The following is an 18,777-nucleotide window of genomic DNA, read 5'->3' as shown; positions in this document are numbered from 1 at the left end:
TCCTATTGGATAAAATGAAAGTTACGTATGAAGTCATGTTGGGGCTAGCAGCTGAGATGGTGTGGGACGAAGCGCTTCGCAAACAGCGCAGCGAGAAGCTCTATTTGGAAATCGATAAAGCGTTAGCTACCGGAGACGAAGTAGCTTTCCGGAGTCTGACGGATGAACTGAGGACCATAAACTGATAGACAAAATAGTTCCTTTCTGAGATAAAAGGGAATGCGCAGATGCGTATTTCCTTTTTGATATGTGGAATTCCGAAATGAATGTCTGGATTTATAAGATATGGTCATATATAATATGGGAATAAAATGGATAGAGAGGGGATATAGGGAATTGAAATTCAGTGAGATGACTCAAGACAGCTGGGCTGAACTGCAACTCTATCTGGATACATGCCTTATTCCATACACAGCTCTTAGCGGTGAGCATTCGCCAGTAGAAGCTACCGAGGCATTGGAGCGGCTGAGAGATTTTCTGGATCTGGTCGAAATTCCTTTCAAAGGGAGAATCATGACTTATCCTGCCTTTCATTATGCTAATTCGGAATTGTCAATGACATTAAATTCCTTGTCGGCACAGCTTAAATCCTCAGGATTCAAATATGTGGTTATTATGTCAGTGGATGGTCATTTGAATAGCGTGGACATTCCATCTGCTGATCTGGTTTTGAGTCGGTCTGCGTTAACTCGCGAGGTCGGAGAAGAGAGGATTGCGAGATTTGTAGGGGAGAAAATACGAGAGTTGTGGAAAAAATAGTTTTTGACGACAAATGTGACAATTTTACAACAATTTTTTAATAACGCTTACAATTGAACCTTAAAAATGTGTGACAAATTCTTGACGGTGTTCTAGGGCTACTATATGATTATGTATGTTCTAGTAAGTCGTGGAATTTATGAAAATGAAAACGTTTGAGAGAGTTGGCTGAAAAAGGGGGTTGGAGACAGTATGAGCAGTGAGCATGACCACCACGAAGCTTCATTGAAATTGCCAAGCCGCATGGAGATGTCACGCAGGCAGTTTTTGACGTACACGCTTGGTGGAGCTACAGCCTACATGGCCGCCGGTGCAATCCTTCCTATGGTCCGTTTTGCGGTGGACCCGATTTTGCAACATAAGGGAGAAGGTACCTCTGTCAAAGTAGCTGAAATCAGCAAAATTACGAATGAGCCTCAGGAATTCACCTTTGAACTTAAACAACAGGATGGCTGGTATCTGAGTAATGCATCGTTAGTGGCGTGGATTCGCAAAGACGAGCAGGGTAAGATTTATGCACTCTCACCTATCTGTAAACATCTGGGATGTACGGTAGGCTGGAATAGTGACAAGCAGTACCCTGACGAGTATCATTGCCCCTGCCATGGCGCGCACTATGACAAGGAAGGGAAGAATCTTGCCGTAGCCCCCAAACCGCTGGATGAGTATGTAGTCAAGGAAGAGCAGGGTTGGGTATATCTGGGCGACATTGTTCCGAACACCCGAGTGAATTAGGAGGCGTGAACGCAGATGTTTAAAAATGTCTATGACTGGATTGACGAGCGTCTCGACATCACGCCAATATGGCGGGACGTTGCGGATCATGAAGTTCCAGAGCATGTAAATCCGGCTCATCACTTTTCCGCATTCGTGTACTGCTTTGGTGGATTGACGTTCTTTATTACTGTTATTCAGATTCTGTCAGGCATGTTCCTGACCATGTATTACGTACCTGATATTATCAATGCTTACGCAAGTGTGGAGTACCTGCAGACCAAAGTAGCCTTCGGCCAAATTGTTCGCGGCATGCACCACTGGGGAGCCAGTCTGGTTATCGTAATGATGTTCTTACATACGATGCGTGTGTTCTTTACAGGCTCTTACAAGGCACCGCGTGAAATGAACTGGGTTGTCGGCATGCTGATCTTTTTCGTCATGTTGGGCCTGGGTCTGACAGGGTACTTGTTGCCATGGGATAACAAAGCCTATTTCGCAACAAAAGTAACACTGGAGATTGCCAATACGGTTCCTTGGTTGGGACCAATTATTAAAGAATTCCTGCAAGGCGGTACGATTGTCGGTGCACAGACACTAACCCGATTCTTTGCCCTGCACGTATTCTTCCTCCCCGCTGTGCTTCTGGTGCTTCTGGTCGGACACTTTATCATGATCCGCAGACAGGGCATTTCGGGACCACTATAAACGAAAGAAGGGAGGAATCGCAATGGCTCACGGACATAAGAAGCATGATGAGGAAAAGGTTATCTTTGTCGGTGATTCACGGGTTCGTAAAGGGTCGGGATTCATTACCCCGCCTGATTACACGGCGTATCCCGGCAAATCAGAAGCCTTTATTCCTAACTTCCTGCTGAAAGAATGGATGGTTGGTGTCGTTGTATTGGTGGGGATTTTGGTACTCACGATCTCAGAACCTGCACCTTTGGGGTATCCGGCCAATCCAAGCGCATCCGTTATACCCATGCCGGACTGGTACTTCCTTTTTCTGTATCAGTACTTGAAGTATCCATACGCATCGGGCGATTACGTGTTGCTCGGGGTACTGGGGGTCAGCGGGGTCGCTTTTGGAGCGTTGCTGCTGGCACCATTTCTGGACACAGGCAAGGAGCGGCGTTTCTATAAGCGCCCCATTGCTTCATCACTGATGATTTTGTCGGTCATTTCTGTATTCTATCTGACGAATGTAGCGTGGACACACTACGAGCATGAGTTGGAAGCAAGTGGACAGAAGCCTGAACATATTCAACGTGAAGAAGAAGCACTGGAGAGGCGTGAACAGGGGCTCCCTCCAGTTTCCAATGCACCTGGACAGCAAGAAGAAGTTGCGATCGTGGAACAGGATGATTCTGCAATGGAAACGTACAAAAAGGCTGGATGTATTGGCTGCCATGCCGCTGATATGAAGGGCGCAAGTGGACCTTCACTACGGGGTGTGGGTGACAAGCACAGCCAGGAAGAGATTTTGACCATTATCAAAGAAGGCTACAACGAGATGCAGCCTCAGTACAATAATGCCATCGCTCAAGGTGTCACGGATGAAGAGATTACTCATCTGACCGAATGGCTTGCGAAACAGAAAGCAGAACAGTAAAATCGAAATAACCAATGAAACCTGATCGTTTATGCGGTCAGGTTTTTTGAAGTGTTTTTTGGTGGACTGCACTGTATCGTGCATAACATGTGAAGAAGGAAGGGGCATGGAACGTGGCTTTATCGTTTTTCTGGAGTAGGGAATTTCTGACCAATCGTTATTTCCTGTGGCTATTATTTTGGTGTAATGCGGTAGGAACAGTGTACGGATACATCTGGTACGGAGAGCAAATGAAACTGACGCTGGCTGAGCAGCCGGTGTGGCAGATCGTATTTGTGCCAGATAGTCCAACAGCGAGTTTGTTTTTTACTTTGGCACTGCTATGGATCTTGTACCCACCACGGTCCATCATGACCAAACGGATCGGACATGTGATTCAGGCGCTTGCCGTGGTCACATCTGTGAAATATGGCGTATGGGCCGTATCCATTATTTTTGCTGGCTGGATGCAAGGCGGTACACAGCACTGGCAAGACTGGATGTTGATTGCTTCGCATAGTGCAATGGCGATTGAAGCTCTTATATATGTGCGCTTTTTCGGCTTCCGCTGGGTTGCCCTTATCGTTGCAGGTCTTTGGACGCTGTTGAACGATACGATGGATTATACATATGATATTTACCCTTGGTTACCCTCTTCCCTCTATGATCATGTAGACGGTGTGCGTAATTTCACATTCGGACTGACACTGGTGAGCATTCTGTGCGCGTGGTTTGCGCTCAGACAAGCGAAACGAACCTGATATCAGGTCTTCTGCTTGTTCTAATGAACCGTCCCCCGCCATACATTGGTGGTGGGAGGGATGTCCATGAAGAGGACGTTTGGGATTAAAACTGGCTTATTGGTGGTATCGTTCATGGCTCTGCTGCTTTGGACGAACTTAGCATATCGTGTATCCGCGCAAAGTGAAGCATTGAATTCGAATTCAGATCAGCAAGTGTCCACAAGCAATTCAATTGCCCAACTTAATGAGGAGGCAGCCATATTGTATCGTCAGGCACTTGAGAACAATATTGAAGAAGTGCGAGGAAGCATTCTGCGTATCAGTAAAAGTCTGGAGAATATCTCCTTTGAGGGACAAACCACAGTTGAGGGCATTCATGCTTTGTCCGAAACCATAGTTGAAGTGAAACAAGCGGTTGTGAAGGTGAAATATGACGATTCTTCTCTTCAGCAGTCCTCTGCCAAACTCAGACTGGCAGCTGATAGTCTCGCGAATCCGACCAAGCCTTTATGGCTTCAGTATTATAAAATCGTGAAAAACGATCTGGATGCTTTATCCGCTGCTACGAATCAAGGGCAAACTGCGGCCATACTGGCAAACCGCTACACCGTTCTGGAGGAGCATTATGAGACCATTCGTCCTGCCGCACTGATTCGCCGTGAACCGTATGAGATTGCTCAGATGGACGCTTGGTTATCTCATACCAAAGGGCTTACCGCTGCAAAGCAGCCTGATCTCGCTCAGTTAAAGAGCATGGTGGGCCATGGGGAGGAACTGGTGAACCAGTTATTTGGTCGCGAGAAGGACGAGAGTGCCTTTGTACCGTTTGTACAGGGCCCTGATCGCAGGGCAGCCGGGCTACTGATTAGTTCAGTCATTGTGGCGACACTAAGTTACGCTGGATATCGTAAATATCGTGCACAGCAGCAGGGGATTTTTCCTTTTCGCCGCTAATCGATATGAACGTGAGCATGGTATATATCTATAAAAAAGACCTCTTTTCTCATAAACAGCCACGCTAACGGCTCTCCATGTGAAAAGAGGTTTCTTTGTAGTTTCTATACGATGTCAGCTTTCTTTGAAACCTTCTCCATGTACATCGTGAACATCGCTGATGATGACAAAGGCTCTGGGGTCAATGGAACGTACAATGGTCTGCAGACGCCTGAACTCTTGCCTGGAGATCACGCAGTATGCCATGTGTTTGGCCTGTTTAGAGTACGCGCCAATGGCTGGAATGAGGGTAACGCCACGATCCATATCCCGTGTGATCTGGTCCGCAATCTCGGGTGCATGGTCACTAATGATCATAAATGCCCGGGCAGAATATGCACCTTCCTGAATAAAGTCGATGACTTTGGAGGCGATGAATACAGCTACAAGCGTATACAGAATTTTTTCTTTGGGGATGTAGATGAGAGAGAGCCCGATAATGACAAAATCGATGCCCAGTAATACTCGTCCCATACTCCACCCATACTTGCGGTTGAGAATACGAGCAATGATGTCTGAACCGCCCGTCGTTCCACCCCAACGAAATACGATGCCAAGACCGGCTCCAAGAGTGACACCTGCATATAGTGCTGCTAACAGTAAGTCATTCTCGGTATGTAATGGTTCAATCCAGCCCATATGGATCAACTTCTCAAACAACCATAGAAAAACGGTTAATGCTCCGATACCGATACCCGTATAGATCATCTGTCTGCCGCCCAAAATTTTGAGCCCGATCAGAAAGAGGGGGACATTCAGAATCAAGGTTGTAAGTGAAGGTGAGATGCCAAAAGCGTAATTGATCAGAACCGTAACCCCGGTGAGGCCGCCTTCCATAAGCTGGTTGGGGATAATAAAATAGAGGAGCCCAAAGGCATATAATGCTGTACCCAGCAGGATGGGAAGAACCAGTTTAACTTGAACCCAGGTTTTGGCAGTGCTCATAAGATCCCTCGCTGTAGATAAATTAGAATGAAGAAGCATCATTCCCATCTAGTATACCTGTTTATTGATTCTTTAAAAATGATTTGTCGCTGATGATGGTGGAAGTGAATCTAAATAACTGATATTATTAGGAACAAATACGACATCATTTCAAAAGGAGAATCCGTTCTCATGGAGAAAAGCATCGCAGAAATGCAGCGTGAGGTTGATCAGTATATCTCCCAGTTCAAGGAGGGGTATTTCAGTCCTCTGGCCATGTTGGCCCGGATGTCTGAAGAGGTTGGGGAGCTTGCCCGGGAAGTGAATCATGAGTTCGGCGAGAAGCCGAAGAAGTCTTCCGAAGCAGCCAATTCCATTGAACTTGAGCTTGGAGATATTTTATTTATCACGATTTGTTTTGCGAACTCACTGGGAATTGATCTGGCTGAGGCGCACGACAAAGTCATGCATAAATTTAACACCCGCGATGCCAATCGGTGGACTCCCAAAAACACCGATTAGGCGTAAATTACATATGCTGTACCATCACCCGATCGGGGAGGGTCAGCTTAATGATGAAACCGGAAGAATATATGCAGCAGGCCTACCGCTGTATATTGCAGAATGATTTTGAGCAGGCGATTCGTTGGTTTGAGTCAGCCATTCATGCTCATCCAAAACATGCGGAGTTATATTATCGCTGTTCCATTACACACGCCCGCAGCAAGCATCTGGTTCCAGCGCTTGAATATGGGCGCAAGGCGGTTGAATTGTCTCCAGGAACAGAAGAGTATATTTTGCATCTGCAGACGTTGGAAGCAAAACAATTGACATCCAAAGCGAAGTTGCTGTTGGAGCAGGCGGGTATTGCAACACAGGAGCGCTATGTGGAAGCGTCTACGCTTCTGCAAGAAGCGGTCAAACTTGATCCGCTTTCAGTGGAAGCTCATGTTATGCTTGCGCTGGCTTACAGTGATTTGAATGAATTTGACTATGCAATTCAGGCGCTGCGTGAGGCCATTTTACTGGACCCGCAGAATGGGCAACTGCATCAGATGTTACAGGAAATCAAGCAACGTATGAAATCCATTCAATAAGAATTCGTTTTGCAAAGATTTCTTTCGAGTTGAAATGGATTCAACGATATGATCTAACATAGCGAGGAGATGCAGTCAATATGAGTGAAGTAATCAGAGTTGCCGTGATCGGAGCGGCTGGCCGTATGGGCCGTGAAGTTGTGAAATTGGTACTTCAGGACCCGGAATTGGAGCTTGCAGCGGCTGTCAACCGCTCCGGAGCAGGTACGGATGCAGGAACCCTTGTTGGTTTGCCGGAGTGTGGGGTGCTGGTGACTGATGATATCGAAATGGCTTTTGCCGAAACAAAACCTCAGGTTATGGTTGATTTTACTGTGCCGCAATATGCTTTTACACATACCGAGATTGCAATCCGTCATGGAGTCAGACCTGTCATGGGTGTTACCGGCTTTACGCCGGAGCAGATTGAACAGTTGGACAAGCAATGTCAGGACAAAGGAATTGGAGGGCTTATTGCCCCTAACTTCTCGATCGGCGCCATTCTGATGATGCGATTCGCAGCACAGGCTGCCAAACATATGCCAAATGTGGAAATTATCGAATATCACGGGGATCAGAAGCTGGATGCTCCTTCCGGAACAGCGATCAAAACTGCCGAACTGATTGCTGCCAACCGGGAAGAACTTCGTCAGGGTAATCCAAATGAGGAAGAAACCATTGAAGGCTCACGCGGCGGTTATTACAACGGCTTCCGAATTCACAGTGTACGATTGCCTGGCGTATTCGCACAGCAGGAAGTTGTTTTCGGAGACTATGGACAGTCACTCAAAATTCGGCATGACTCCTACGAGCGCGCAGGTTATATGCCTGGTGTTAAGATTGGTGTGCAAAAGGTTATGGAATATACAGGAATGATCTACGGATTTGACCACTTTATCGACTAAAGGAGATTGTCATGTTGAAAATAGCATTTATCGCCCATGATCGTAAAAAAGAAGAGATGGTTAACTTCGTGACAGCATATGAGCCTGTTTTTACGGACCATCAATTATACTCTACAGGAACAACAGGCCTTCGTATTATGGAAGGAACGTCTCTTAAGATTCATCGATTCGAATCAGGCCCACTGGGCGGAGATCAGCAGATTGGAGCTTTGGTTGCGCAAAATGAGATGGATCTGATTATTTTCCTGCGTGATCCACTGATGGCACAACCTCACGAGCCGGATATTAATGCGTTGTTACGTCTTTGTGATGTGCAGGGAATTCCACTTGCCACCAATATCGCAACCGCTGAGATTCTGGTTAAAGCTCTGGATCGTGGCGATTTTGCCTGGAGAGAGCTGGTACATAAATACAAGCCGGAGGCTGGATTGAATTCGGGTGATTCCGAATGAGTCTGGATATTCTCATCTTTGGAGCACATGCGGACGATGCGGAGATTGGCATGGGTGGAACGATTGCCAAACATACCGCTGCCGGCTTGAAAGTAGGCGTGTGTGATCTGACTCGTGCTGAGATGTCTTCCAACGGAACAGTAGAGCGCAGAACCGAGGAAGCGGAGCAAGCCTCCCGCGTCCTCGGTCTTTCGTGTCGAACGAATCTGGGGCTTCCTGATCGTGGCTTATATCTTACGCCTGAACATGTACAGGCGGTAACGGCTGAGATACGGCGTCATGCCCCTCGGATGGTGTTTGCTCCCTATTGGGAAGATCGTCATCCGGATCATGTCAATTGCAGTAAGCTTGTGCAGGAGGCTGTATTTAACGCCAAGCTTCGCAACTACATGCCGGACATGCCTGCCGTGCAGGTGAAGGAACTTTATTTTTACTTTATTAATGACATTGGGCCTACGGATTTGATTGTCGATATTACGGAACACTATGAGCAAAAAGAAACATCATTGCTCTCTTATCGTTCCCAATTCGAACTGGGAGACGGAGCGGTCTCGACGCCATTGAATCAAGGGTATATTGAACGTGTAAGAGCCCGTGATTCCTTGCTCGGACAACGCAGTCTCATCCCGTTTGCAGAAGGTTTTGCTACAATTACACCTTACGTGGTTCATCAATTTGGCACGGGTGCCTAATAAACGATTCCACATTTTACGTTTAATGAAACGTAGGGTTTCATTATTCCGTTGCATTATATCAACCTGCATGGAGCGGGAGATCAAAGGAGCGTCCACCGGATGGATAAAAAGCTAAAAATCGGCATCACCTGTTATCCGTCCCTCGGCGGGTCTGGCGTTGTCGCAACGGAGCTCGGCAAATTACTTGCCGAACAGGGGCATCAGGTTCATTTTATCGCCAACAGTATCCCGTTCAGACTGGGAACGTTCCAGAAGAATATTTTTTATCATGAAGTTGAAGTAAACGATTATTATGTTTTCCGTTACCCTCCGTATGACCTGTCACTGGCAACAAAGATGGCTCAGGTAGCTAAGTCACAGCAACTGGATCTGTTGCATGTTCATTACGCCGTTCCACACGCTGTATGTGCCTTTCTTGCGAAACAAATGGTAGGGGACGGCCTTAAAGTGGTTACCACGTTACACGGAACGGATATTACGGTTCTGGCTCAGGATGAATCTCTGAAGGATTTGATCCGTCTTGCCATTAATGAAAGTGACGCGGTTACTGCCGTATCACAAGATTTGATTCGGGAAACGGTCGAATTGCTGGATATTCAGCGTCCAATCGATCTAACCTATAATTTTATTGACAAACGAATATATTATCCGCGGGATGCTGCCAGTCTGCGAAGAGACTTTGCTGCGCCCGACGAAAAAATATTAATGCACATCTCCAATTTCCGACCGGTGAAGAGAACTCAGGATGTGGTAGAGGTCTTCCGTCAGGTACAGGAGCAGGTTCCTGCCAAACTGTTATTTGTTGGTGAAGGACCTGATTTGCCGAAGATGCAATGGAAAATTAATGATCTCGGGTTGAATGATAAAGTTCATTTCCTTGGCAAACAGGATGACATTGCCCAGGTTATTTCCATGGCTGACGTGTTGATGCTTCCATCGGAGAAGGAGAGTTTCGGACTTGTGGCGCTCGAAGCAATGGCTTGCGGCGTTCCGACGATCGGTTCACAGGCCGGAGGAATTCCGGAACTGGTCTTACATGGTAAGACGGGATTTTTATCCGCGATTGGGGATACACAATCCATGGCCGAGAACACCATCCGTTTGTTAACGGACGATCGTTTGGCTGCGGAGTTCAGGGAAGCATGTCTTCAGCGCGCACATCACGACTTTTGCAATGATGCTATTCGGCATGAATATGAACAGATTTATTACCGGGTGTTGGGAAGGGAAGTTCCGAACTTGAAGCCGGTTTGCGGTTAATTCATTTGTTTGACGAAATTATACTGTGCATACCACAACAGGCAAGAGAAGAGGTGATATGTGGTGGTTCAATGGACACAGGTAGATCGTGAAATGGCAAATCAAAGTGAGAATGTACTCACAACATTAAACAAAAAGGGTTACAAGGCATATTGGGTAGGTGGTTGTGTACGTGACGAATTGTTGGAACGGGTTGTAGATGATATGGATATCACGACATCTGCTTCTCCCCAGCAAGTCATGGAATTGTTTGACGACTGTATTCCTACAGGTTTGCAACACGGTACGGTTACCGTACGTTCAGGAAGTTATTACTTTGAAGTGACCACATTTCGAACAGAATCCGAATATCAGGATAACCGCAGACCAGCTGCGGTTCAATTTGTGCAGGATATTAAGGAAGATTTACAGCGGCGTGACTTCACGATGAACGCTCTTGCCATGGACGTCACTGGTTCAATCGTTGACCCGTTTGGTGGACAGGCAGATATCAAGGAAGAGCGAGTCAGATGTGTGGGTTCTGCGATGGAACGATTTGGTGAAGATGCACTGCGGATGCTCCGCTGTGTCCGGTTTGCTTCCGTTTTTGATTTCAAAATTGCCCATAACACGTGGAAAGGTCTTGTAAGGCAGAAAGACCTGCTTCAACATATAGCAATGGAACGGGTACGCACCGAGATGGTAAAAATGATGTCGGGACCGCATCCTCTAAAAGGGTTGGAGCTGTTATACAGAAGTGACGCGCTGGCACACATCAAAACGCCAGTTAGCTCGGATCGCTTTAACAAGACGTGGTTATCCAATCTCGAACAATTGTCAGGTGAGCATGTGTTGCTCCGCTGGTCACTCATTTTGATAGCTGGCGGTTATAGCAAGGATGAAGCAGATGTATTATTGCGTCAGTGGACGTTCTCCAATGAACATCGTTCCCGTATAACAGGCGTCCTTCAGGTGGAGCAGATGATTCATCCTTCCGTTCAGGAGCAGAAGGATACGGTCAGTCTCCGTTCCGATTGGATCGTTACAGTTCTGGCATGTGGCGTTCAGGCGGCGGATGATTGGCTTCGAATACAGTCTGTACTGCCAGCAGGGTGGCGGAATCAGCCCGAACAGGCAGAAATGCAGGTTGTTTTGATTCAAGAACTTGCAGCCAAATGGAGCCAATCGATCCCTGTACATGACTTGAAAGAGCTGGACATCACAGGTGAACAAGTGTTGCAAATGGTGCAGCGTAAAGGCGGACCTTGGCTGGGGCAACTGATGAAACATTTATTAAAAGAAACGGCGATTGGAACGATAGCGAATCAGCATGAAGCGCTAAGCGCAGAAGTGAAGCGGGTGGTTCAAAATGACCAAGCATGAAGATCTGTTACATATGTTATTAAATGCAGAAGGACGATTCGTATCAGGTGAAGAGATTAGTCGTCATCTGTCCATCAGTCGGACTGCTGTGTGGAAACATGTGAACAAGTTGCGAGACATGGGTTATGAGTTTGAAGCTGTGTCCCGCAAAGGGTACCGACTGGTGACGAAGCCGGATAGCATTGACGCTACTGCCCTTCAATTGGCACTGGATACAACCGTATTTGGCCGTAAGGCCATTCTGCTGACCTCGACCTTGTCTACACAAGGGGATGTTCTGAAACTAGCTGAGCAGGGGCAAGCTGAAGGCGCTGTGGTCATTGCGGAAGAACAAACGGGAGGCAGAGGGCGTTTCGGGCGAAAGTGGTTCTCTCCTCCGGGTAAAGGAATCTGGATGAGCGTCCTGTTGCGCCCTGATTTACCACTTCAGCATACGCCTCAGCTAACGCTGTTAACAGGGGTGGCTGTATGCCGTGCGGTACGAGCTTGCACAGGAGCTGATGCAGGCATCAAGTGGCCAAATGATCTGTTAATTGATGGACGCAAGGTGTGTGGCATATTGCTTGAATCCACAGTGGAGGATCATGAAGTCAGGTACTGTATTGCAGGTATAGGCGTGGACGTGAACTTTGATCCCGAGGATTATCCGGAAGATCTGACTACAATCGCTACTTCGCTCAAAATGGAGGCAGGTCAACCCATTGATCGCACCAAGCTCACGGCTGCCATTTTGACGGAATTGGAACAATTGTATTTTTTGTATCAAAAAGAAGGATTCGGTGTGATTTCTGCTCTATGGGAGGCCCTGTCCATATCGATGAATCGTGAGATTACTGTGACGAATCCTCATGGCATTATTGAAGGGAAGGCAATCGGTCTTGACCCTTCTGGAGCACTTATCGTGGAGAAACACAATGGAGAACATACACTAATCATCTCTGGTGAGGTCTCCTGGAAATCGTAAACAATTTGTCGAATTTTCACTGGTAAAATGAACATAAGACGTGAAGTTTGAGCAGAACTTTGGTATACTGTGTTCGTGAGGCGATATCGGCTGATACAGACCGAATTGCACTCCGGCAAAAGTAACCTTTGTTCTGCTTTCACGTGTTTTACACAGGCAGACAGACAGCAGTACAAATATGAAATAAGTAAAGTGAGTTGTTGGATTCTGCTCTGAGCCGAAGAGGACCGAGACAGAAGGGACGATCGCAAGTGACTCTTTTTTGACTTTTCGGGACTTTTTAGTGGAAAACTAAAAGGTTTTTTTGTTGCGTTTATTTGAAAAGAAGAAAGGAGCCATGAGAGAAAATGGCAAACAAACAACCGATGAATATTGTGAAAATGAAAAAATACAAACAGGATGGCGTGCCGCTTAGTATGATCACGGCTTACGATTATCCAACAGCGCTCCTGGCTGAGGAAGCAGGTATTGATCTGATCCTGGTTGGTGATTCACTTGGCAATGTAGTGCTGGGTTATAACTCGACGCTTCCGGTGACCATCGACGACATGGTGTACCACACACGTTCCGTAGTACGAGGGGCTGAGAAGACGTTTATTGTGGCTGATATGCCTTTTATGACTTATCATGGCAGCGTGGATGAGACGCTTAAGGGTGTACGTAGACTGATGCAAGAAGGGCATGCCCATGCGGTTAAAATGGAAGGCGGAGTCGAAATAGCGGACACCGTCAGAGCAGTTGTGCAAGCAGGTGTGCCTGTTCTTGGACATATCGGCCTGACACCTCAATCGGTTAATCAGATCGGCGGTTACCGCATTCAGGGCAAGGATGCAGCGGATGCAAAACGTCTGATGGACGAAGCCAAGGCCTTGGAAGCTGCAGGCGCGTTTGGTATTGTGCTTGAACTGGTTACGGAAGAAGTTGCACGGGCGATCTCGGAGGAGCTGTCCATCCCTACTATCGGAATTGGTGCAGGACGAGGCTGTGATGGTCAGGTACTGGTATTCCACGATGTGGTTCAATACGCATCCCCGTATACGCCAAAACGATTTGTCAAAACCTACGGAGATGTGGGTACATTAATCAGGACCAGCATTGAAGCTTACGTGAAAGAAGTTAAAGATCGTTCGTTCCCGGCCGAAGAGCATGTATTCAATGCTGCGGATGGTGTTCTGGACCAACTGTACGGACAACGCAAGGAAAAGGTGGGGAGTAACTCATGAAAGTATTACGGACAATCGCAGAGTTAAGACAGGAACTAAGCTTGAAGCGTCAAGCGATTCGGTCCAATGCGTCCGTTGGGCTGGTACCGACAATGGGGTATTTGCATCAAGGTCATGCAAGCTTGATGCAGGCAGCCAGACAACAGAGCGATATCGTGGTATTAAGCATATTCGTTAATCCGATTCAATTTGGCCCTAATGAAGATTTTGACAGCTATCCGCGGGATGAAGACAGAGATTTGGAAACAGCACGTTCACAAGGAGTGGATATCGTATTTATTCCCTCTGTTGAAGAGATGTATCCACAGGCTACGCAAACGACAGTATCTGTCTCAAAACTGACGGAGCGCTTATGTGGTTCTTCCCGTCCTGGGCATTTTGATGGGGTAACGACTGTAGTCTCCAAGCTCTTCAACATCGTACAGCCACAGTGCGCATTTTTTGGAATGAAAGACGCTCAGCAGGTTGCAGTCGTTCAACAGATGGTGAATGATTTGAATATGCCTGTAGAAATTGTACCCTGTCCGATTGTTCGCGAAGAGGATGGTCTTGCCCTCAGTTCACGTAATGTCTATCTTAGCGCAGAACAGCGAACACAGGCCTTGGTTCTGTCGAAGGCACTGCGCGCGGCTCAGGAAGCCGCAGATTCAGGTGTAGCTATTAACGCCGCAGATATCCGTCGTATTCTGCGTGAGCAGATTTCTACCTCACCGCTTGCAGTGATCGACTACGCTGAGATTCAGGCTTTTCCAAGTCTGGAGCCGCTGTCGGATCAGGAAGAAGTTCAAGGACGTGACGATCTGCTCATTGCCCTTGCAGTAAAATTTGGAAAAACAAGATTGATTGATAATATAAGGTTGCAAAAATCGGAGGTACTGTCTCATGTTTAGAACACTGATGAAATCCAAAATTCACCGGGCTACGGTAACGGAAGCCAACTTGAACTATGTGGGTAGCATTACCATAGATGAAGACTTGATGGAAACATCCGACTTGATGGAAAACGAGAAAGTGCAAATTGTGAACAACAACAACGGTGCACGTCTGGAAACTTATGTGATTCCAGGACCGCGCGGAAGCGGGGTCATATGTCTTAACGGCGCAGCTGCACGTTTGGTGCAGCCTGGAGATAACGTCATTATCATTTCTTACGCCATGATGTCGCAAGAAGAGGCAAATACTCACAAACCAACCGTTGTGTTTGTAGATGGACAGAATAAACCGGTACAAACGATGAAACAGGAAGTTCACGCAACAATTATGTAATCGACTGGTAAGGAGAATGAAATCGGCCCTTGAAGCAAAAAATGAGTACAGGTCACTGCACTAATCCATTTTTTCAAGGGTGGGGATGCATCGATGTTCCAGCATGTTTTCGCAGAAATGAACGACATGTTAGATGAAATTGTCAAGAGCTATCCTTCCGCTGAAGGCCTGAACAAACAAGAATTGCTGCAAAAGTGGAATTTGCTTAAGCGGATGAGTGACGGAATGCTGGATGAATGGCTGATGTTTGAAGAAAAGATGAGCCAGGTGAGGGAGCGGGGGATGGATAAGCCTGCTTCCCTTGAACCGGAACAGGAAGCTGTGACTGCTCTGCCTGAACTCCATCTGGAATATTTCAGTCGAGGTCAGGGCTATTTCAAATTACAGATGTATCCGCAGGCGATCATGCAGTTCTCCCGGGTTGTGACCGACCATCCGGAGAGTGCATTGACTCGTTTTTATCTGGCACTCGCGTATCTAAATCTGGAACAGATGGCGGAAGCCGAGACACATTTGCAGCAAATCATGTACCTTAAGGGTTCACCTCGCTTAAAAGGGCTTGTATGTAATGCCCTCGGCTGTATTCAAGCCAAGCTTGCGAATCCGGAAGCTGCATGTTCACTCTTTGCACAGGCCCTTCAGTATGACCCGACATTGACCGAACCACTGTACAACATGGAAGCATGCAGGTTGAACAGGGGAAAATTGCAATATGCTAATCAGCTGACGACCCTTCATTAAGCGGGAATTCAGCGACAAAAAAACGGTGTTCCCTCCTTTGGCATAGCGGCGGGGACACCGCTTTTTTGTCAGTTAATTTTCAAATCCCCTTTTTTTTGCTATGCTGTAACATAGACTGGAATGGAAGGGATCGTACATTGCAATGAAATTTGCCGTATTGGATTTCGAAACAACCGGCACGCAGTCCGACGGCGAGATTATACAGGCCGGACTTGCCATCATAGATCATGACTACAGCATAACTCAAATATATAGTTCTTATGTGAACCCTGGTGTACCGATTCCCCCGTTTATCTCGGGGTTGACGGGTATTACCGATGAAGATGTGGCGGACGCTCCTTCACTCGAAGAGATGATGATGGAGATGGTTCCGCTGCTTAATGATGTGGTGCTTGTTGGACACAACGTCGCTTTTGATTTCCACTTTTTGCAGAATGCTCTCGACCGTTGCGGTTATTTGCCGTTCACTGGCCGTATTCTGGACACGATTGATTTTCTGAAGATTACATTCCCATCGCTGGGTTCATATCAACTTGGTTATGTGTCTTCCGAATTTGGATTTCAACATGATCGCCCGCACCAGGCAGACAGTGATGCACTGGCGACAGCCCATGTATTGCTCAAGTGTCTGGATGAGTTAAAGGAATTACCACTCATAACGATTCAGCGGCTCAGTGACCTGTTCGCACCAGAAGACAGTGACTTGGGTTGGTTCCTGGACGGGATGCGCAGTGAGAAGGAAGCAGAGCCGATTCAGGATCTGGACGGACACACCTATTATCGGCAGCTTGCTCTTAATGTTAGTGATTGGACCGATATTGGTGCACCACGTGATGAGCGCGAGGGTAACCCCCTTGATGGTGTAAGCTTCGAACAGTTTATGGACCAGGTTCGGGAGAACCTGAAGGATACGCTGGATCATTATGAAGAGCGTGAAGCGCAGACTCAGATGTTCAGCAGTGTAAGGCAAGCACTGGATGAAGAGAAACATCTCTTGATCGAAGCTGGAACGGGTACCGGTAAATCTCTAGGGTATCTGTTGCCTGCTATTTACGAAAGTGTGAAGCAAGAACAGAAAGTTATGGTTAGCACGCATACAATCAATCTGCAGGAACAATTGAGAGAGCGGGACATTCCGATGCTGACCCAAGTGGTTCCGTTCCCGTTTAAGGCTGCTGTCTTCAAAGGACGTGGACATTACCTGTGCCTGCGCAAATTTGAACACAAAATCAATAAACGTGAATTCGCTACACCAAAAGAGGATTATTTCACAGCCGCTCAGATGATTGTCTGGCTTACGCAGACCGAAACCGGAGATGATGAGGAGCTTAACCTTAGAGGACGTGGAGGAGACTTCTGGGAGACGGTACAGAGCGAATCTGAGTCATGTCTGGGAAGATCCTGTCCATGGTTCCGCAAATGTTTCTACCATCGTGCCAAACATGAGGCAGGGTTGTCTGATATCGTAATCACGAATCACTCCAAATTATTTACGGATGTGAAAGCTGCTCATCAGCTGCTGCCAGCCTATGACAGTCTTGTGATCGATGAGGCCCATCATCTGGAGGATGTCGCTGGTAAACATCTTGGAATGCATATGAAATATTTCACCTTGGTTCATACACTGACCCGCCTGTTTAAAGACAGTCGTAATGGACAGCTCCCTATGCTTCGTTCGCAGTTATCAGGGCATGAAAATTCGGTGCAATGGGGCTCCATGGTGGATCAGATGTTCCCACTGGCAGTTGAGGTCAAGGAACTGTGGGATCGCATGAGCGATGCCTTGTTCGGTCTGTTGCCTGAACGAAGTGATGCTTCACCGGGAGAGACGGGGCAATTTTCACTGCGTCTAAAAGCATCTCAGAAACCTGCAAAATGGCAGGAGTTGCAGGATCTGGAGAACCAGATCTATGTGACTCTGGGCGATTTGGTTCGCAAAGGGGACAAATTGCTGCTTGAGGTGAAAGAGGATCAGGATGATTATCAATCGGATAGTCTGATCACCGACATTACAGGATTGCTGAAAGATCTGACCACATTGAAGGAGAATCTGCGTTTCTTCATGCGAATGGATGATGCCAAAACGGTGTACTGGATGGAAGCCAGCGGCCAGTTCCGCAGTAAATCTCTCCAGCTGTATGCCGTACCTGTAGATGTGAGTGCACAACTTAAGGATTTATTTTTTGACAAAAAGAAAAGTGTTGTGCTTACATCGGCTACGCTCTCGGTAGATAAGTCATTTCAGTTCATGATTGAGCAGCTTGGCTTGCAGGAAGCTTCCGAGAATAATCGGCTGTTAACATCAATGCTGCCATCACCTTTCAACTATCGCGATCAGGCACTTCTGGTGATTCCGCGTGATTTCCCGAGTGTGAAGGGAAGTGTGGGTGATGCGCACTTTGTCAATATGCTAGTTCAATCACTCGCAGAGACAGCAATTGCCACGCGTGGACGCATGATGGTTCTGTTTACTTCATACAAGATGCTGCGACAGGTCTATGATCCGCTGAAAGAAGCACTGTCTGGTAACGACATCTCGTTGCTTGGGCAAGGTGTGGACAGTGGGAACCGCTCCAAGCTGACTCGCAGGTTCCAGGATGCCAAAGCAACGGTGCTTCTGGGCACAAGCAGCTTCTGGGAGGGTGTAGATATCCCGGGAGAGGCGCTAACCTGTCTCGCTATTGTGCGACTGCCTTTCCAGCCACCGAATCATCCGTTGGTGGAAGCCAAGAGTGAGTTGCTTCAGGAGCAGAAGAAAAATCCGTTCATGAAACTATCCGTGCCACAAGCGGTCATTCGTTTCAAGCAGGGATTTGGCCGATTGGTGCGTACAGCAAAGGACCGAGGAATTGTCATTGTTTATGATACACGGGTGATTGAGGCGTATTATGGTAAGTTCTTTTTATATTCATTACCTGGTCCCAAAATGGAGCATATGCTCACGGAGCAGATGGTTCCACGAATTACCGAGTGGTTGGAGAAACCTGCTAATGAACAAGAATAATGGTTGTTTTGTTCGTTATATCATTGCATGACACTATCGTTTGGCGTTAAACTTTATTAGATATTTCCGTATCGGATTAAAGCAGTTACAACTAAGAACTTA

Annotated in this window: 21 protein-coding genes; 20 read left to right on the top strand and 1 reads right to left on the bottom strand. The window is 47.1% G+C overall.

Annotated features, from left to right (window positions below):
- Positions 1-5: 5 nt before the first annotated feature.
- The 7 genes from ABTV53_RS17560 to ABTV53_RS17530 all read left to right on the top strand — a co-directional run bounded on the left by ABTV53_RS17560 (position 6) and on the right by ABTV53_RS17530 (position 4,764).
- The gene (locus tag ABTV53_RS17560) at positions 6-185 is read left to right on the top strand and encodes an IDEAL domain-containing protein (RefSeq protein WP_017687723.1); all 180 of its coding nucleotides are present in this window, start codon (positions 6-8) and stop codon (positions 183-185) included.
- A gap of 151 nt (positions 186-336) precedes the next feature.
- Positions 337-759, top strand: coding sequence for a DUF2487 family protein (locus tag ABTV53_RS17555; RefSeq protein WP_433744754.1), 423 nt, complete (start codon positions 337-339; stop codon positions 757-759).
- 192 nt (positions 760-951) lie between these two features.
- Positions 952-1,494 carry a ubiquinol-cytochrome c reductase iron-sulfur subunit gene (locus ABTV53_RS17550; RefSeq protein WP_017687725.1) on the top strand — a complete coding sequence of 181 codons (543 nt, stop codon included), beginning with the start codon at positions 952-954 and terminating at the stop codon, positions 1,492-1,494.
- Positions 1,495-1,509: 15 nt separating this feature from the next.
- Positions 1,510-2,181 carry a menaquinol-cytochrome c reductase cytochrome b subunit gene (gene qcrB, locus ABTV53_RS17545; protein ID WP_017687726.1) on the top strand — a complete coding sequence of 224 codons (672 nt, stop codon included), beginning with the start codon at positions 1,510-1,512 and terminating at the stop codon, positions 2,179-2,181.
- Between the two features lie 22 nt (positions 2,182-2,203).
- Positions 2,204-3,088, top strand: a complete 885-nt coding sequence (locus tag ABTV53_RS17540) for a c-type cytochrome (protein ID WP_433744752.1) — start codon at positions 2,204-2,206, stop codon at positions 3,086-3,088.
- Between the two features lie 113 nt (positions 3,089-3,201).
- Positions 3,202-3,828 carry a DUF1405 domain-containing protein gene (locus ABTV53_RS17535; RefSeq protein ID WP_433744749.1) on the top strand — a complete coding sequence of 209 codons (627 nt, stop codon included), beginning with the start codon at positions 3,202-3,204 and terminating at the stop codon, positions 3,826-3,828.
- Between the two features lie 66 nt (positions 3,829-3,894).
- Positions 3,895-4,764 carry a sporulation protein YpjB gene (locus ABTV53_RS17530; RefSeq protein WP_433744747.1) on the top strand — a complete coding sequence of 290 codons (870 nt, stop codon included), beginning with the start codon at positions 3,895-3,897 and terminating at the stop codon, positions 4,762-4,764.
- 114 nt (positions 4,765-4,878) lie between these two features.
- On the opposite strand, the gene ABTV53_RS17525 is transcribed toward ABTV53_RS17530, so the two are convergent.
- Entirely contained in the window at positions 4,879-5,748 is an 870-nt protein-coding gene (locus ABTV53_RS17525; RefSeq protein WP_433744744.1) for a YitT family protein, read from the bottom strand.
- 171 nt (positions 5,749-5,919) lie between these two features.
- Between ABTV53_RS17525 and ABTV53_RS17520 the strand changes: the two genes are divergently transcribed.
- The 13 genes from ABTV53_RS17520 to dinG all read left to right on the top strand — a co-directional run bounded on the left by ABTV53_RS17520 (position 5,920) and on the right by dinG (position 18,675).
- Positions 5,920-6,249: a nucleotide pyrophosphohydrolase gene (locus ABTV53_RS17520; RefSeq protein WP_017687732.1), complete on the top strand. Its 330-nt coding sequence runs from the start codon at positions 5,920-5,922 to the stop codon at positions 6,247-6,249.
- A gap of 50 nt (positions 6,250-6,299) precedes the next feature.
- Positions 6,300-6,824 (top strand): tetratricopeptide repeat protein, encoded by a 525-nt coding sequence (locus tag ABTV53_RS17515; RefSeq protein ID WP_433744741.1) that lies wholly within the window; start codon positions 6,300-6,302, stop codon positions 6,822-6,824.
- 80 nt (positions 6,825-6,904) lie between these two features.
- The gene (gene dapB, locus ABTV53_RS17510; RefSeq protein ID WP_017687734.1) at positions 6,905-7,708 is read left to right on the top strand and encodes a 4-hydroxy-tetrahydrodipicolinate reductase; all 804 of its coding nucleotides are present in this window, start codon (positions 6,905-6,907) and stop codon (positions 7,706-7,708) included.
- An 11-nt stretch (positions 7,709-7,719) separates the two neighbouring features.
- Positions 7,720-8,160 (top strand): methylglyoxal synthase, encoded by a 441-nt coding sequence (gene mgsA, locus ABTV53_RS17505; protein WP_017687735.1) that lies wholly within the window; start codon positions 7,720-7,722, stop codon positions 8,158-8,160.
- Positions 8,157-8,852 (top strand): bacillithiol biosynthesis deacetylase BshB1, encoded by a 696-nt coding sequence (gene bshB1, locus ABTV53_RS17500; protein ID WP_433744737.1) that lies wholly within the window; start codon positions 8,157-8,159, stop codon positions 8,850-8,852. Before mgsA ends, bshB1 begins: the two co-directional genes overlap by 4 nt.
- Before the next feature lie 102 nt (positions 8,853-8,954).
- Positions 8,955-10,115: an N-acetyl-alpha-D-glucosaminyl L-malate synthase BshA gene (gene bshA / locus ABTV53_RS17495; protein WP_036607630.1), complete on the top strand. Its 1,161-nt coding sequence runs from the start codon at positions 8,955-8,957 to the stop codon at positions 10,113-10,115.
- A gap of 63 nt (positions 10,116-10,178) precedes the next feature.
- Positions 10,179-11,477, top strand: a complete 1,299-nt coding sequence (locus ABTV53_RS17490) for a CCA tRNA nucleotidyltransferase (RefSeq protein ID WP_433744735.1) — start codon at positions 10,179-10,181, stop codon at positions 11,475-11,477.
- Positions 11,464-12,441 carry a biotin--[acetyl-CoA-carboxylase] ligase gene (locus ABTV53_RS17485; protein WP_433744732.1) on the top strand — a complete coding sequence of 326 codons (978 nt, stop codon included), beginning with the start codon at positions 11,464-11,466 and terminating at the stop codon, positions 12,439-12,441. Before ABTV53_RS17490 ends, ABTV53_RS17485 begins: the two co-directional genes overlap by 14 nt.
- Before the next feature lie 347 nt (positions 12,442-12,788).
- A complete protein-coding gene (gene panB, locus ABTV53_RS17480) occupies positions 12,789-13,664 on the top strand; it encodes a 3-methyl-2-oxobutanoate hydroxymethyltransferase (protein WP_433744729.1) in 876 nt (291 codons plus the stop codon).
- The gene (panC, locus tag ABTV53_RS17475) at positions 13,661-14,554 is read left to right on the top strand and encodes a pantoate--beta-alanine ligase (RefSeq protein ID WP_433744726.1); all 894 of its coding nucleotides are present in this window, start codon (positions 13,661-13,663) and stop codon (positions 14,552-14,554) included. Before panB ends, panC begins: the two co-directional genes overlap by 4 nt.
- Positions 14,547-14,930 (top strand): aspartate 1-decarboxylase, encoded by a 384-nt coding sequence (panD, locus tag ABTV53_RS17470; protein ID WP_017687742.1) that lies wholly within the window; start codon positions 14,547-14,549, stop codon positions 14,928-14,930. The genes panC and panD overlap by 8 nt, the downstream gene beginning before the upstream one ends.
- A gap of 93 nt (positions 14,931-15,023) precedes the next feature.
- Positions 15,024-15,671: a tetratricopeptide repeat protein gene (locus ABTV53_RS17465; RefSeq protein WP_433744723.1), complete on the top strand. Its 648-nt coding sequence runs from the start codon at positions 15,024-15,026 to the stop codon at positions 15,669-15,671.
- Positions 15,672-15,813: 142 nt separating this feature from the next.
- Positions 15,814-18,675 (top strand): ATP-dependent DNA helicase DinG, encoded by a 2,862-nt coding sequence (gene dinG, locus ABTV53_RS17460; RefSeq protein WP_433744721.1) that lies wholly within the window; start codon positions 15,814-15,816, stop codon positions 18,673-18,675.
- Positions 18,676-18,777 lie beyond the last annotated feature (102 nt).

Source organism: Paenibacillus amylolyticus (assembly GCF_050990605.1).
Classification (GTDB): Bacteria; Bacillota; Bacilli; order Paenibacillales; family Paenibacillaceae; genus Paenibacillus; species Paenibacillus amylolyticus_H.
Note: the sequence above shows the minus strand (reverse complement) of the source record. Positions and strands in the feature narration are given on the sequence as shown.